Annotated in this window: 15 protein-coding genes; 1 reads left to right on the forward strand and 14 read right to left on the reverse strand. The window is 72.1% G+C overall.

Translation table 11 applies throughout. The annotated features are described in order from the left end of the window. Nucleotides 1-96: 96 nt before the first annotated feature. The 14 genes from HYE82_RS25135 to pgsA all read right to left on the reverse strand — a co-directional run bounded on the left by HYE82_RS25135 (nucleotide 97) and on the right by pgsA (nucleotide 12,732). Nucleotides 97-648: an adenine phosphoribosyltransferase gene (locus HYE82_RS25135; protein ID WP_179176427.1), complete on the reverse strand. Its 552-nt coding sequence runs from the start codon at nucleotides 646-648 to the stop codon at nucleotides 97-99. Then, a complete protein-coding gene (gene secF / locus HYE82_RS25140) occupies nucleotides 645-1,706 on the reverse strand; it encodes a protein translocase subunit SecF (RefSeq protein WP_179176428.1) in 1,062 nt (353 codons plus the stop codon). Before secF ends, HYE82_RS25135 begins: the two co-directional genes overlap by 4 nt. 1 nt (nucleotide 1,707) lies before the next feature. Next, a complete protein-coding gene (gene secD / locus HYE82_RS25145) occupies nucleotides 1,708-3,495 on the reverse strand; it encodes a protein translocase subunit SecD (RefSeq protein ID WP_179176429.1) in 1,788 nt (595 codons plus the stop codon). A gap of 158 nt (nucleotides 3,496-3,653) precedes the next feature. Beyond that, complete coding sequence (gene yajC / locus HYE82_RS25150; RefSeq protein ID WP_179176430.1) at nucleotides 3,654-4,097, reverse strand: preprotein translocase subunit YajC; 444 nt, start codon at nucleotides 4,095-4,097, stop codon at nucleotides 3,654-3,656. Nucleotides 4,098-4,262: 165 nt separating this feature from the next. Beyond that, nucleotides 4,263-5,321, reverse strand: coding sequence for a Holliday junction branch migration DNA helicase RuvB (gene ruvB / locus HYE82_RS25155; RefSeq protein ID WP_179176431.1), 1,059 nt, complete (start codon nucleotides 5,319-5,321; stop codon nucleotides 4,263-4,265). A 110-nt stretch (nucleotides 5,322-5,431) separates the two neighbouring features. Beyond that, the gene (gene ruvA / locus HYE82_RS25160; protein ID WP_179176432.1) at nucleotides 5,432-6,064 is read right to left on the reverse strand and encodes a Holliday junction branch migration protein RuvA; all 633 of its coding nucleotides are present in this window, start codon (nucleotides 6,062-6,064) and stop codon (nucleotides 5,432-5,434) included. Beyond that, nucleotides 6,061-6,591, reverse strand: coding sequence for a crossover junction endodeoxyribonuclease RuvC (gene ruvC, locus HYE82_RS25165; RefSeq protein WP_179176433.1), 531 nt, complete (start codon nucleotides 6,589-6,591; stop codon nucleotides 6,061-6,063). The genes ruvA and ruvC overlap by 4 nt, the downstream gene beginning before the upstream one ends. A 139-nt stretch (nucleotides 6,592-6,730) precedes the next feature. Beyond that, nucleotides 6,731-7,483, reverse strand: coding sequence for a YebC/PmpR family DNA-binding transcriptional regulator (locus HYE82_RS25170; RefSeq protein WP_179176434.1), 753 nt, complete (start codon nucleotides 7,481-7,483; stop codon nucleotides 6,731-6,733). Between the two features lie 59 nt (nucleotides 7,484-7,542). After that, a complete protein-coding gene (gene pdxT / locus HYE82_RS25175; protein WP_179176435.1) occupies nucleotides 7,543-8,136 on the reverse strand; it encodes a pyridoxal 5'-phosphate synthase glutaminase subunit PdxT in 594 nt (197 codons plus the stop codon). A gap of 13 nt (nucleotides 8,137-8,149) precedes the next feature. After that, a complete protein-coding gene (pdxS, locus tag HYE82_RS25180; protein ID WP_179176436.1) occupies nucleotides 8,150-9,061 on the reverse strand; it encodes a pyridoxal 5'-phosphate synthase lyase subunit PdxS in 912 nt (303 codons plus the stop codon). A gap of 138 nt (nucleotides 9,062-9,199) precedes the next feature. Beyond that, nucleotides 9,200-9,739 (reverse strand): hypothetical protein, encoded by a 540-nt coding sequence (locus tag HYE82_RS25185; RefSeq protein ID WP_179176437.1) that lies wholly within the window; start codon nucleotides 9,737-9,739, stop codon nucleotides 9,200-9,202. Between the two features lie 259 nt (nucleotides 9,740-9,998). Beyond that, nucleotides 9,999-11,168: a glycosyltransferase family 4 protein gene (locus HYE82_RS25190; RefSeq protein ID WP_179176438.1), complete on the reverse strand. Its 1,170-nt coding sequence runs from the start codon at nucleotides 11,166-11,168 to the stop codon at nucleotides 9,999-10,001. Then, nucleotides 11,165-12,070, reverse strand: coding sequence for a phosphatidylinositol mannoside acyltransferase (locus HYE82_RS25195; protein WP_179176439.1), 906 nt, complete (start codon nucleotides 12,068-12,070; stop codon nucleotides 11,165-11,167). Before HYE82_RS25195 ends, HYE82_RS25190 begins: the two co-directional genes overlap by 4 nt. Continuing rightward, nucleotides 12,070-12,732, reverse strand: coding sequence for a phosphatidylinositol phosphate synthase (gene pgsA / locus HYE82_RS25200; RefSeq protein WP_179176440.1), 663 nt, complete (start codon nucleotides 12,730-12,732; stop codon nucleotides 12,070-12,072). The genes HYE82_RS25195 and pgsA overlap by 1 nt, the downstream gene beginning before the upstream one ends. A 307-nt stretch (nucleotides 12,733-13,039) precedes the next feature. On the opposite strand from pgsA, the gene HYE82_RS25205 reads away from it, so the two are divergent. Then, nucleotides 13,040-13,971 (forward strand): GTP-binding protein (locus HYE82_RS25205; protein WP_179176441.1); only part of this gene is annotated, 932 nt, incomplete at its 3' end.

Consider the following 13,971-nt stretch of genomic DNA (forward strand, 5'->3'; position numbering starts at 1 on the left):
GGGCCCGGATGTGCCGGAGCGGCGGGCCCGGGGAGGATTCCCGGTGCCCGCCGCTCCGATGCGCGGTTGCGCGGCCGCCGTTGCGCCGAACGGTCGTCAGACGACGATCAGGGCGTCCAGTGGTGCGCCCGCCAGGGCTTCGGCCAGCCGCTCCCGTCCCGGCAGGAACGACAGCTCCATGAGCACCGCCACACCGGCGACCTCGGCGCCGGCCCGGCGGATCAGCGACAGCGAGGCGTGGGCCGTACCGCCCGTGGCCAGGACGTCATCGATGATCATGACCCGGTCGCCGGCCCGGAGGTCCTCGGCGTGGACCTCGATCTCGGCGGTGCCGTACTCCAGCTCGTACGCCTGGGCGAGGGTCGCCCCGGGCAGCTTGCCGGCCTTGCGGACCGGCACGAAGCCGATGCCCGCCTGGACGGCCGCGGGGGCGGCGAGGATGAACCCGCGCGCCTCCAGGCCGACGATCTTCGTCGCGCCGTAGCGGGCGGCCAGCCCGGCGAGGGTGTCCGTCAGCGCGGCGAAGGCCGCCGGATCGGCCAGCAGCGGGGTGATGTCCTTGAACATCACGCCCGGCTTCGGGTAGTCCGGCACGTCCTTGATGCGGCTGAGGAGCAGCTCGCGGACCTCGGGGGGCAGTGCGGTCATCGCCGCCGCCCCGCGGCCCGGCCCTGTGCCACGATCTGCGGCGTCTCGTCGGCGGCGTACGCCTCGTCCTCCGCGGACTCGCCCTTGGCGGCCGCGGCGGCCCGCTTGGCGAGGACCCGCTTGCGCAGGGCCTTCATCGCCGGCTCGCGCTCCTTGAGGTCCACGACCAGCGGGGTCGCGATGAAGATCGAGGAGTACGCACCGGCCGCGAGGCCGACGAACAGCGACAGCGAGATGTCGTTCAGCATGCCGGCGCCCAGGAAGCCGCCGCCGATGAACAGCAGGCCGGCGACCGGGAGCAGCGCCACGACCGTGGTGTTGATCGAGCGGACCAGGGTGCCGTTGATGCTGCGGTTGGCGATCTCGCCGAAGGTGTAGCGGGTCTGCTTGGTGATGTCCTTCGAGCCCTCCTTCAGACCGTCGAAGACGACGACGGTGTCGTAGAGGGAGTAGCCGAGGATGGTCAGCAGACCGATCACGGTGCCCGGGGTGACCTCGAAGCCGACGAGCGCGTACACGCCGACCGTGATGGTGAGGTCGTGGATCAGGGCGATCAGCGCGGCGACCGCCATGCGCCATTCGAAGGCGATGGCGAGGTAGATCACCACGAGGACCATGAAGACGGCGAGGCCGGTCCAGGCCTTGTTCGCGATCTGCTCGCCCCAGCTGGGGCCGACCAGGTCGGCGTTGATCTCCTCCGCCGGCATCTTGAGGCCGACCGCCAGTTCCTTCTTGACGTCGTTGGCGGAGTCGGTGTCCAGGCTGGCGATCTGGATGCGCAGGGTGCCGTTGCCGAGCTTCTGGACGATCGCCGCGTGGCCGGAGGCCTCCTTGGCGAGCTCCCGGGCCTTGACGTCCGAGACGGTCGTCTTGCCGGTGGTGAAGACGGCACCGCCCTTGAACTCGATGCCCATGTTGAGGCCCTGGACGGCCAGGCCCACGATCGCCGTGATGGTGATCAGGATCGAGACGCCGTACCAGATGAAGCGCTTGCCGACGAAGTCGTAGCCGACCTCGCCGCGGTACAGCTTGGCGCCGAGATCTCCGAGCTTCGACATCTCACGCCTCCTTTGCTTCGACGGGGGCGGGGTTGCGGCGGCGGGAGCTCCGCAGCGGCGGGCGGGCGCCCAGGCGCTTCGGGTCCAGGCCGGACCACGGGTGTCCGCTGGAGAAGAACTTCGTACGGGCCATCAGCGTCATGAGCGGCTTGGTGAAGAGGAACACCACGACCACGTCGAGCAGGGTGGTCAGGCCGAGCGTGAACGCGAAGCCCTGCACCTTGCCGACGGTGACGATGAACAGCACCGCGGCGGCGAGGAACGACACGAAGTCGGAGACCAGGATGGTGCGCCGGGCGCGCGGCCAGGCCCGCTCGACGGCGGGACGCAGGGTGCGGCCCTCGCGGATCTCGTCGCGGATGCGCTCGAAGTACACGATGAACGAGTCCGCGGTGATGCCGATGGCGACGATCGCACCGCACACGGCCGGCAGGTTCAGGGCGAAGCCGATGCCCTTTCCGAGCAGCGCCATGAGCGTGTACGTGAGGACCGCGGAGACCATCAGGCTGAGGATCGCGATGAACGACAGGCCGCGGTAGTACACGAGCAGGTAGATCACGACCAGGGCGAGGCCGATGGCGCCCGCGATCAGGCCGGCCTTGAGCTGCTCGCCGCCGAGGGCGGCGGTGACGGTGGTGACGCTGTCCTCGCTGAAGGAGAGCGGCAGGGCGCCGTACGAGAGCATGTTGCCCAGGTCCTGGGCGGACTGCTGGGTGAAGCCGCCGGAGATCTCGGCGTTGCCGCCGGTCAGCGCCTGGCTGACGGAGGGGTCGGAGATGACCTTGCCGTCGAGGACGATCGCGAACTGGTTCTGCGGGGCCTGCTTGGTGGCCAGCTCACCGGTGATCTTGGCGAACTTGTCGGCGCCCTTGTCGGTGAACTGCATGGTGACGATCCACTGACCGCGCTGCGGGTCGATGACGCCCTTGGCTTCCTTCACGTCCGTACCGGCGACGCCGGCCGGACCGAGGATCCACTTGCCCATGGCGGTGCCGCGCTGGCCGCAGGCGAGCGTCGGCTCCTCGGGCTTGACACCCTTGCCGGCTGCGGCGCGCTGCTGCTCGTCGGTGCAGTCCAGGGCGGCGAACCTGGCCTGGAGGTCGGCGGCGGCCGCGTCCACGCCCGACGGGGTCGGGACGGGGGACGGGGCGGCCTTGTTGTCGTCTGCCTTCTTCGACTCGCTCGCCGAGGGCGAGGGAGAGGCCGTGGCGGCGGGGGCCTTGAGGGCCTCACTGACCGCGCGGCCCTGGGAAGTGGCGCTGGACGACGGGCTGGCCGGCGCGCCGGGCTTGGCGCTGCCCTCTGCCTTGGGGGCACCGGAGGTGCTCGCGGACGGGCTCGCGGACGGGCTCTGCGTGGCTGCGGGGGCGGCCGGGGCACCGTCGGCGAACGCCAGGACCGGGCGGAAGTAGAGCTGGGCGGTGGTGCCGACCTGCTCGCGGGCCTGCTGCTCGTTCACCCCCTTGGGGATGTTCACGATGATGTGGTCGCGGCCCTGGGTCTGGACCTCGGCCTCCGAGACGCCGAGACCGTTGACGCGGCGGTCGATGATGCCGACGGCCGTGTTCATGTTGGTCTCGTTGACGGCGTCCGGCTTGCCCGGCTCGCTCTTCGCCTTGAGCGTGATGGTCGTACCGCCCGCGAGGTCGATGCCCAGGCGGGGGGTCGTCTGCTTCGAGAGGAACATCCCCGCGGTGAGCGCCACCATCGCGATCAGGATGAAGGCCAGGGCGCGGCCCGGCCTCCCCTGAGCCCCCGTGGGCCGTCGGCCCTTCTTCGGTGCTGCCACCTTGTCGTATCTCCCTGTCCAACCGCCCGGGCGGCGCTTCGCTCAGCGCGCGGACGGCCACGAAAATGTGTGGTGGGGACCCCTGCCCCCCGCAGAAGTATCACTGGCGGGGACCGCGCGGCCGCCGGTCGGGCGCCGCCGCGGTCCCCGGGCGCCTGCTACTTCGCGCCGGCCTCGCCGTCGGCCTTGCCGTCCTTGGGCTCTTCGCCCTCGGGGGCGTCCTTCTTGCCCAGGTCGAGCTTCGGCTCGGTCTCGTCCTTGGTCAGGGAGGAGATGTCGTCCGGGACGACGGGCGAGTCGTCGTGGTCGGCCGGGTTCTCGGAGCCGTGCACGATGCGGTTGTACTCCGCGTCGTCCAGCACCGCGGCGACCGCCATCTTCGCGTAGATCGCGTGGACGCCGGGGGCCACCTCAAGGGTGACGGTGTCCACGCCGACCTCCTTGACCGTGGCGTACATGCCGCCGATGGTGCGGATGCCGGTGCCGGGCGTCATCTGGTCGCGCATCTGCGCGGCCTGCTGCTGCTTCTTCTTCGCGGAGCGGGTCATCAGGAACATCGCCCCGATGAGCACGATGAACGGGAGGAGTGTCACGAGATTCACGGGACGGAGATCCTTCGCACGACCGCCGGGGAGACGGCCTTGTTCTACGGGGGGTGGGCACGCCGACCCGAAGGGTCGGCATCGGCGGAGTCTAGGCGAGTCCGCACCGATGGAACAACGCCCAGCATGGCACCGCAGTTCCCGGCCGGTCGAACCTGCGCGCCGTCACACCCCGAACAGGCCCTGCTGGCCGCCGGATCCGCCGCCGCCCTGCTGCGGCGGGACAAGTCCCAGGTGAGCCCATGCGGCGGGGGTCGCGACCCGGCCCCGCGGGGTGCGGGCGAGGAGGCCCTCGCGGACGAGGAACGGCTCGGCGACCTCCTCCACGGTCTCGCGCTCCTCGCCGACGGCGACGGCGAGGGTGGACAGGCCGACGGGGCCGCCGCCGAAGAGTTTGAGGAGGGCCTCCAGCACGGCCCGGTCGAGGCGGTCGAGGCCGCGGGCGTCCACCTCGTACACCTGCAGGGCGGTGGCGGCGACCTCGCGGGTGATCACCCCGTCGGCGCGGACCTGGGCGTAGTCCCGTACGCGGCGCAGCAGGCGGTTGGCGATGCGCGGGGTGCCGCGGGAGCGGCCGGCGATCTCGGCGGCGCCGGCGGTGTCGATCTCGACGTCGAGGAGGCGGGCGGAGCGCTGGATGACGCGTTCCAGCTCCTCGGGGGCGTAGAACTCCATGTGGCCGGTGAAGCCGAAGCGGTCGCGCAGCGGGGGCGGCAGCAGGCCGGCCCGGGTCGTGGCCCCGACGAGGGTGAACGGGGGCAGCTCCAGCGGGATCGCGGTGGCGCCGGGGCCCTTGCCGACGATCACGTCGACGCGGAAGTCCTCCATGGCCATGTAGAGCATCTCCTCGGCGGGCCGGGACATGCGGTGGATCTCGTCGAGGAAGAGGACCTCGCCCTCCTGGAGGGAGGAGAGGATCGCGGCGAGGTCGCCGGCGTGCTGGATGGCGGGGCCGGAGGTGATCCGGATGGGCGCCCCCATCTCCGCGGCGATGATCATCGAGAGGGTGGTCTTGCCGAGACCGGGGGCGCCGGAGAGCAGGACGTGGTCGGCGGTGGCGCCGCGCTGCCTGGCGGCCTTGAGGACCAGGTCCAGCTGCTGGCGGACCTTCTCCTGGCCGACGAACTCGTCGAGGTCCTTGGGGCGCAGGGCCGCCTCGACGGCGGTGTCCTCGCCGTCCGCGGCCGGCGCGACAATGCGCTCGCTGTCGTCGTCCCAGTTCACGGTGTCAGTCTGCCTTCTCGGTGCGTACGGTGGTCGGCTGCCGGCCGGCGGTGCGTCGGCGTCAGCGGGCGGCGGGAGCAGGAGCGCGGGGACGCGGGGGGCGCGGCCGGTCAGCGGGCGCGGTTGAGGGTCTGCAGGGCGGCGCGCAGCAGCTGCGGCACCGGCGCGGATCCGCCGTCGGCGATGGCGGCCTCGGCCTGCGGGGTGACGGCCGCGACGGCCTCCTCCGCCTCGCGGGAGGCGTAGCCGAGGCCGATGAGGGCGGCGGAGAGCTGCTCGGTCCAGGGGGCGGGACCGGCGGCGGCCGCGCGCTGGGCCCCGACCAGGGCTCCAGGGCCCTGGGGGGCGCCGAGCTTGCCCTTCAGTTCGAGGAGGAGCTTCTGGGCGCCCTTCTTGCCGATGCCGGGAACCGCGGTCAGGGCCTTCTCGTCACCCGCTTCCACGGCCCGGCGCAGCGCGTCCGGGCTGTGCACGCCGAGCATGGCCTGGGCCAGGCGCGGCCCGACGCCGCTGGCGGTCTGGAGCAGTTCGAAGACCTGCCGCTCGTCGTCGTCGGCGAAGCCGTACAGGGTGAGCGAGTCCTCCCGGACGACCAGCGAGGTGGCCAGCCGCGCCTCCTCGCCCACGCGGAGGCCGGCGATGGTGTTCGGGGTGCACTGCACGGCCATGCCCACTCCCCCGACCTCGACGACGGCCAGGGTGGGGCTGAGCGCGGCGACCGGGCCGCTGACGAAGGCGATCATCGGGTACGGCCTTTCGGGGTGTGCAGGGCGACCGCCTGCTGGAGGCGGTTCTGGGCGGGGGCGCGCCAGATGTGGCAGATGGCGAGGGCGAGGGCGTCCGCGGCGTCGGCGGGCTTGGGCGGGGCGGAGAGCCGCAGCAACCGGGTGACCATGGCGCCCACCTGGGCCTTGTCGGCCCGGCCGGTGCCGGTGACGGCGGCCTTGACCTCGCTGGGGGTGTGCAGGGCGACGGGTATGCCGCGCCGGGCGGCGCACAGCATGGCGACGGCGCTGGCCTGGGCGGTGCCCATGACCGTGCTGACGTTGTGCTGGCTGAAGACGCGCTCGACGGCGAGGACGTCCGGGCTGTGCTCGTCGAGCCACTGCTCGACGCCCTGCTCGACGGCGACGAGCCGGTCGCCGAGCGCCGCGTCGACCGGGGTCCGGACGACGCCCACGCCGAGCATGGTCAGGGCACGGCCGGCCACGCCCTCCACCACGCCGACGCCGCAGCGCGTCAGCCCCGGGTCCACGCCAAGTACGCGCACCGCACCCGCCCCTTCTCGGATCGTCCGATCGCCCGCTCGCCTGTGCGTGCAGGCTATCGGGTGGCACCGACAACGCAGCGGGCCGACGGGGTGTTTTCCCCGTCGGCCCGTCTGACCTGCTGTGGACGGTGGACGCCGGTCAGGCGTCGACCTTCTCCATGACCTCGTCCGAGACGTCGAAGTTGGCGAAGACGTTCTGGACGTCGTCGCTGTCCTCGAGCGCGTCGATCAGCTTGAAGATCTTCCGCGCCCCCTCCTCGTCCAGTTCGACCTGCATGGTCGGGACGAAGCTGGAGTCGGCCGAGTCGTAGTCGATGCCGGCTTCCTGCAGCGCGGTGCGGACCGCGACCAGGTCGGTGGCCTCGCTGATGATCTCGAACGTGTCGCCGTTGTCGTTGACCTCTTCGGCACCCGCCTCCAGCACGGCGCCGAGGACGTCGTCCTCGGACAGCTCGCCCTTGGGCAGGATGATGACGCCCTTGCGGTTGAACAGGTACGAGACCGAGCCCGGGTCGGCCATGGAGCCGCCGTTGCGGGTCATGGCGACGCGCACGTCGGACGCGGCACGGTTGCGGTTGTCGGTGAGGCACTCGATGAGCACCGCGACACCGTTGGGACCGTAGCCCTCGTACATGATCGTCTCGTAGTCGGCGCCGCCGGCCTCCAGGCCGCCGCCGCGCTTGACCGCGGAGTCGATGTTCTTGTTCGGGACCGACTGCTTCTTCGCCTTCTGCACGGCGTCGAAGAGCGTCGGGTTGCCGTCGATGTCGGGACCGCCCATGCGGGCCGCGACCTCGATGTTCTTGATCAGCTTCGCGAAGAGCTTGCCGCGCTTGGCATCGATCACGGCCTTCTTGTGCTTCGTCGTAGCCCATTTAGAGTGGCCGGACATCCGCCTGTCTCCTTCGCGTAACCAACATGGTGTTCGCCTCTGATCCTACCGGGAGCCGATTACGGCCCCGTGCGCACCATGTCGACGAAGTAGGCGTGGACCCGGTGGTCCCCGGTCAGTTCGGGGTGGAAGGACGTGGCGAGGACGTTGCCCTGGCGGACGGCGACCGTGTGGCCGTCGTACGTGGCCAGGACCTCGGCCTGCGCGCCGACCGACTCCACCCACGGGGCGCGGATGAAGACGCCCTCGACCGGGCCGCCCTCGATGCCGGCGAAGTCGATCGCCGCTTCGAAGGACTCGTTCTGGCGACCGAAGGCGTTGCGGCGGACGATCATGTCGACGCCGCCGAGCGTCTCCTGGTCGTCGCGGCCGCCGAGCAGCTTGTCGGCGAGCATGATCATGCCGGCGCAGGTGCCGTACACGGGCATGCCGGACCGGACGCGCTCGCGCAGCGGCTCCAGCATGCCGAACAGGACGGCGAGCTTCGACATGGTCGTGGACTCGCCGCCGGGGATGACGAGGGCGTCGACCTCGGCGAGCTCCTCGGGGCGCCGGACCGGCCTGGCCACGGCGTCCGCCGCGGCCAGGGCGATCAGGTGCTCCCGGACGTCGCCCTGGAGGGCCAGGACGCCGATGACGGGGGGGTTGTTCATCTTCGGGGGTGCCTTACCAGCCGCGGTTGGCGTAGCGCTCGGCCTCGGGCAGGGTGTCGCAGTTGATGCCGACCATGGCCTCGCCCAGGTTGCGGGACGCGTCCGCGATGATCTTCGGGTCGTCGTAGAAGGTGGTGGCCTTCACGATGGCCGCGGCGCGCTTCGCCGGGTCGCCCGACTTGAAGATGCCGGAGCCGACGAAGACGCCCTCGGCGCCGAGCTGGCGCATCAGCGCGGCGTCGGCCGGGGTGGCGACACCGCCGGCGGAGAACAGCACGACCGGGAGCTTGCCGAGCTCGGCGACCTCCTTGACGAGCTCGTACGGGGCGCGCAGCTCCTTGGCGGCGGCGTACAGCTCGTTGTTGTCGAAGCCGCGCAGCTTGGCGATCTCGTTCTTGATCTGGCGCAGGTGGCGGACCGCCTCGACGACGTTGCCGGTGCCGGCCTCGCCCTTCGAGCGGATCATGGCCGCGCCCTCGGCGATGCGGCGCAGGGCCTCGCCCAGGTTGGTGGCGCCGCAGACGAAGGGGGTGGTGAACGCCCACTTGTCGGAGTGGTTGACCTCGTCGGCCGGGGTCAGGACCTCGGACTCGTCGATGTAGTCGACGCCGAGGGACTGCAGCACCTGGGCCTCGACGAAGTGGCCGATGCGGGACTTGGCCATGACCGGGATCGAGACGGCCTCGATGATCTCCTCGATCATGTTCGGGTCCGACATGCGGGCCACGCCGCCGTCCTTGCGGATGTCCGCGGGGACCCGCTCCAGGGCCATGACGGCCACGGCGCCGGCGTCCTCGGCGATCTTCGCCTGCTCGGCGTTGACGACGTCCATGATCACGCCGCCCTTGAGCTGCTCGGCCATGCCGCGCTTGACGCGCGCAGTGCCGGTCTCGGGGGTCTGCGGGGTGGAGGAAAGCGTGCTCACGGGTGAACCTCACTCGAAGGAAGACGGTGCTGCGATGGTGCTGCGGCAATGCTCCGCCGAGCAAACCTTCCCCGACCAGTCCACCGCAAGGGCCAATGAGGAGCCGGTGGCTCCTTTCGATTTGGCCAATGGGTACAACTACGGCCGGTCCGCGAGATCGGCCGGGGGCTCGTCGTCCATCTCGAAGGCGAGGGGGAACGGGGCGTGCCCGGCCAGCCTGAACCAGCGGACCTTGCGGTGCCGGCGCAGCGCGCGCGCCGCCCGTACGGCGTCGTTGTGGAAGCGGCGGGCCATCGGCACCCGGCGCACCGCCGCGGCGAGGTCCTCGGCGGCGGCCTCGCCGCCCGGGGCCGCCTTGAGCTCCTCCACCTGGGCGGCGTCGGCGAACACCGCGCGCAGTGCCTGGCTGAGCTCGCTCTCGGCGACCTCTCGGTGCTCCTCGTCGGCCTGGCGGGCGGCGTGCGCGGCCTCGTACAGCACGATCGAGGAGGCAGGGTCGAGCGCGCCGGAGGTGGCCACCTCCAGCACCACCGAGGCGCGGCGGACGAGCTGCGCGTCCAAGGCGGCACGGGCGGCGTCCATGCGCGTGTGGAGCCGGTCCAGGCGTCCGGCGGTCCAGCTGAGGTAGACCCCGGCAACAGCAAGAACCAGCGCGGTCCAGACAAGGGTTTCGATCACGGCCCGCGACTCTACCGCCACCCCCCGCCGACCCCCGGCCCCGGGTCCGGGCGCGGCCGGGGCCGGACACGGACCGGGCTCGGGGCCGGGCGCAGACCCGGACCGGCTCGGACACGAGCTGGGACCGGGCTCGGGGCCGGACACGGACCGGGCCGGGACCGGACGCGCGCAGGGCTCGGGCCGGGACCGGACGCGGGCCGGGCTCGGGGCCGGGCGCAGACCCGGGCTCTGGGGCCGGTGGGCGGGGCCGGCGGCCGGGTCAGGTCGACGGGTCCCGGGTGAGGCCCAGGCGGGTGCGCAGGGGGACGCGTTCGTCGGCGGCGACGGCCGACGCGCCGTCGGTCACGGTCTCGTACACGGCCAGGATGTCGGCCGCGACCGTCGACCAGTCGAAGCGGCGCACGTGCGCGGAGCCGCGCGCGCTGAGCTCCGCCCGCCGCTGCGGGTCCCGCAGCAGTTTCACCGCGGTCGCGGCGAGGGCGTCGGCGTCCTCGTTCGCGAACAGCTCGCCCGCCGCGCCCTGGTCCAGGACCTGGGCGAACGCGTCCAGGTCGGAGGCGAGTACGGCGGCCCCGGCCGACAGGGCCTCGACGAGGATGATGCCGAAGCTCTCCCCGCCGGTGTTCGGGGCGACGTACACGTCCACGCTGCGCAGCAGCCGCGCCTTGTCCTCGTCCGAGACCATGCCGAGGAATTCCACGCGCCCCCGCAGCTCGGCCGGCAGGGAAGCCACGGCCTCCTCCTCGTCGCCGCGGCCGGCGACGAGGAGCCGTACGTCGGGGCACTCCTCGACGATCCGCGGGAACGCCGCCATCAGCACGGGCAGGCCCTTGCGCGGCTCGTCGATGCGGCCGATGAACCCGAGGGTCTGCCCGGCCCATTCGGCCTTCGGCTCGGCGGAGGCGAAGAAGTCCACGTCGACGCCGTTCGGGATGACGACGGCGTCCCCGCCCAGGTGCTCGACCAGGGTGCGCCGGGCGTACTCGCTCACCGCGATCCGCGCGCTGATCTTCTCCAGGGCCGGCTGGAGGATCGGGTACGCCGCGATCATCGCCCGGGACCGCGGATTGGAGGTGTGGAAGGTGGCCACGATCGGCCCCCGTGCGGCCCAGCAGGACAGCAGGCCGAGCGACGGCGAGGCGGGCTCGTGGATGTGGATCACGTCGAAGACGCCCTCGTGCAGCCACCGCCGCACCCGCGCCGCGGACAGGAACCCGAAGTTCAGCCGGGCCACCGAGCCGTTGTAGGGGACCGGCACGGCCCGTCCGGCCGAGACCACGTACGGGGGGAGGGGGGTCTCGTCGTCGGCCGGGGCGAGCACCGACACCTCGTGGCCGAGGCGGATCAGGTGCTCGGCGAGGTCCCGGATGTGGAACTGGACGCCGCCCGGCACGTCCCACGAGTACGGGCAGACAATGCCGATCTTCACGCGGAGCGCTCCTCCAGGTCGTCCAGCCACAGCCGCTGGAGCATGTGCCAGTCCTGCGGGTGGTCGGCGATGCCCTGGGCGAAGGCGTCGGCCATCGCCTGGGTCATGGCGGCGGTCTTCTCGGTCCGGGTCCCGGCGGCGGGGACCTCCACCTCGGGGTGGATCCGTCCGTGCAGCCTGGGCGTGTCCCCGTAGTACAGGGTGACGGGCAGCAGGGCGGCGCCCGTCTGCTGCGCCAGCAGGGCCGGTCCGGCCGGCATCCGGGCGGTGGCGCCGAAGAATTCCACCTCGACCCCGGATGCGGACAGGTCCCGGTCGGCGACGAGGCAGATCAGGCCGCCGGCGCGGAGGCGGCGTGCCAGGGTGCCGAAGGCGGCTCCGCCGCTGTGCGGGAGGACCTCCATGCCGAGGCTCTCGCGGTAGGCGACGAAGCGGTCGTAGAGCGACTCGGGCTTCAGGCGTTCGGCGACGGTGGTGAACGGGATGCCGAGGTGCCCGGTGACCCAGGCGCCGGCGAGGTCCCAGTTGGCCAGGTGGGGCAGGGCGGCGATGACCCCGCGGCCGGAGGCGACGGCCTCCTTGAGGATGTGGTCGTCCTCGATGGACACGTCGGTGCCGAACCGGGCGGGGTCCATCGCCGGCAGCCGGAAGGACTCCATCCAGTACCGCATGTACGAGCGCATGCCCGCCTGCGAAAGCTCCCGGAGCCGCTCGGGTCCGGCGTCCGGCACGACCCGGGCGAGGTTCGATTCCAGCCGCAGCACGCCCTTGCCGCGGCGCCGCCACGCGAAGTCGGCGATCCGGTGGCCGAGGGCCACCGCAGCGGGCTCGGGGAGCTTCTTCACTCCGGCCCAGCCGAGCCCGTACAACCCGTCGACCAGGCGGTCCTGTGCGGCGCCCATCAGGCGGCACCCGGCCCGGAGGCGGCCGCGGCGTCGGCCTCGGCCGCCTCCCGGCGTACGGTGACCACGCGCTGGATCAGGGTGACGAGGGAGCCGACCGCCACCACCCAGAGCGCGACCGGCAGCAGCACGCCGAGCCACGAGGGCGCGCCGAAGGTCTGCAGCCCGGACAGACCCGCCGCGACCAGCGAGATCACCAGGCGTTCGGCGCGCTCGACGAGGCCGTTGACGGCCACCGGCAGGCCGATGGACTCGCCGCGGGCCTTGGTGTACGAGACGACCTGGCCGCTGGCCAGGCAGAAGATCGTCACCCCGCACAGCACGTTGTCGTTGCCGAGGCCCGCGTACCAGAGCGCGAGGCCGCCGAAGATCGCTGCGTCGGCGACCCGGTCGAGCGTGGAGTCGAGGAAGGCGCCCCAGCGGCTGGAGACCCCGGCCTGGCGGGCCATGTTCCCGTCGACGAGGTCGGAGAACACGAAGAGGGTGATGGTGATCGTGCCCCAGAAGAACTCGCCCCGGGGGAAGAAGACCAGCGCTCCGGCCACCACACCGGCCGTGCCGATGAGCGTGACCGCGTCCGGGCTCACCCCCCGCCGGAGGAGAAAAGCGGCGAATGGCGTGAGAACACGCGTGAAGAACGCACGCGCGTACTTGTTCAGCATGGCCTTCCCGGAGGGTCGCTGGGCCGTACGGCCCCATCGGCCACCGGCTGGCCCATCGTAGCCAGCGGCCCGGAGCGGCATACCCGCGCACCCACCGGTTCATGCCGGGCAATCGGCCGGGGCGCCGACGGGGTCCGCCGGCACCCCGGCCCGGCCCCTCCCGGAAACCCGCGGGAACAGGTCCGGCCGCTCTCCCGCCATGCGCCGGACGGCGGCGCGTATTACATATGGACGCAGAGTGACGCCGGTGCAAAGCTCGAAGGACGCCGATCACCTCCTCACCGTCACCCCGGGAGGCACGAGCACCATGGGAGCCACATCACACCAAGCCGGAGCCGCCGGCAGGGCACCGACGGCCGACCGGCCCTCGTCCGTACGGAACGTCGTGCTGGTCGGCCACAGCGGGGCCGGCAAGACCACGCTCGTCGAGGCCCTCGCCCTCACCGCCGGAGCCGTGACCAGGGCCGGCCGGGTCGAGGACGGCGCCACCGTCTCCGACCACGACGAGATCGAGCACCGCCAGCAGCGTTCCGTACAGCTCTCCCTCGTCCCCGTCGAATGGGGCGGGGTCAAGGTCAACATCCTGGACACCCCCGGATACGCCGACTTCGTCGGCGAGCTCAGGGCCGGTCTGCGCGCCGCGGACGCGGCCCTTTTCGTCGTCTCCTCCTCGGACGGCATCGACGGCGCCACCCGCATGCTGTGGGAGGAGTGCCAGGCCGTCGGCATGCCCCGCGCCATCGTCATCACCCATCTGGACGCGGCCCGTGCCGACTACGCCCAGATGGCCGCGGTCTGCGGGGAGGCCTTCGGAGCCGAGGACCCCGACGCCGTCATCCCCCTCTACCTCCCGCTGTACGGCCCTGCCGGACCCGACGGGCACGCACCCGTCACCGGCCTCCTCGGCCTGCTGACGCAGCGCGTGTACGAGTACGCCGGCGGCGACCGCGTCGAGCGCGACCCCACGCCCGAGGAGCTCGAACAGATCACGGAGGCCCGCTCCCGCCTGATCGAGGGCATCATCGCGGAGAGCGAGGACGAGACCCTCATGGACCGCTACCTCGGCGGCGAGGACATCGACCTCAAGACGCTCGTCGACGACCTGGAGCGCGCCGTCGCCCGCGGGACCTTCCACCCGGTCCTGATGGCCGCGCCCGCGGCGGACGGCGCCCGCCAGGGCCTCGGCACCGTCGAACTCCTCGAACTGGTCACCGGCGGCTTCCCCACCCCCCTCGAAAC

The sequence above is a fragment of the Streptomyces sp. BR123 genome (genome assembly GCF_013401435.1).
In the GTDB taxonomy this organism is placed as follows: Bacteria; Actinomycetota; Actinomycetes; order Streptomycetales; family Streptomycetaceae; genus Streptomyces.

What these genes read in the sequence shown, in the direction of transcription:
- HYE82_RS25135 (WP_179176427.1), bottom strand. Translation starts at nt 648, where the DNA reads ATGACCGCACTGCCCCCCGAGGTCCGCGAGCTGCTCCTCAGCCGCATC.
- secF (WP_179176428.1), bottom strand. Translation starts at nt 1,706, where the DNA reads ATGTCGAAGCTCGGAGATCTCGGCGCCAAGCTGTACCGCGGCGAGGTC.
- ruvA (WP_179176432.1), bottom strand. Translation starts at nt 6,064, where the DNA reads ATGATCGCCTTCGTCAGCGGCCCGGTCGCCGCGCTCAGCCCCACCCTG.
- HYE82_RS25170 (WP_179176434.1), bottom strand. Translation starts at nt 7,483, where the DNA reads ATGTCCGGCCACTCTAAATGGGCTACGACGAAGCACAAGAAGGCCGTG.
- pdxT (WP_179176435.1), bottom strand. Translation starts at nt 8,136, where the DNA reads ATGAACAACCCCCCCGTCATCGGCGTCCTGGCCCTCCAGGGCGACGTC.
- HYE82_RS25195 (WP_179176439.1), bottom strand. Translation starts at nt 12,070, where the DNA reads ATGGGCGCCGCACAGGACCGCCTGGTCGACGGGTTGTACGGGCTCGGC.
- pgsA (WP_179176440.1), bottom strand. Translation starts at nt 12,732, where the DNA reads ATGCTGAACAAGTACGCGCGTGCGTTCTTCACGCGTGTTCTCACGCCA.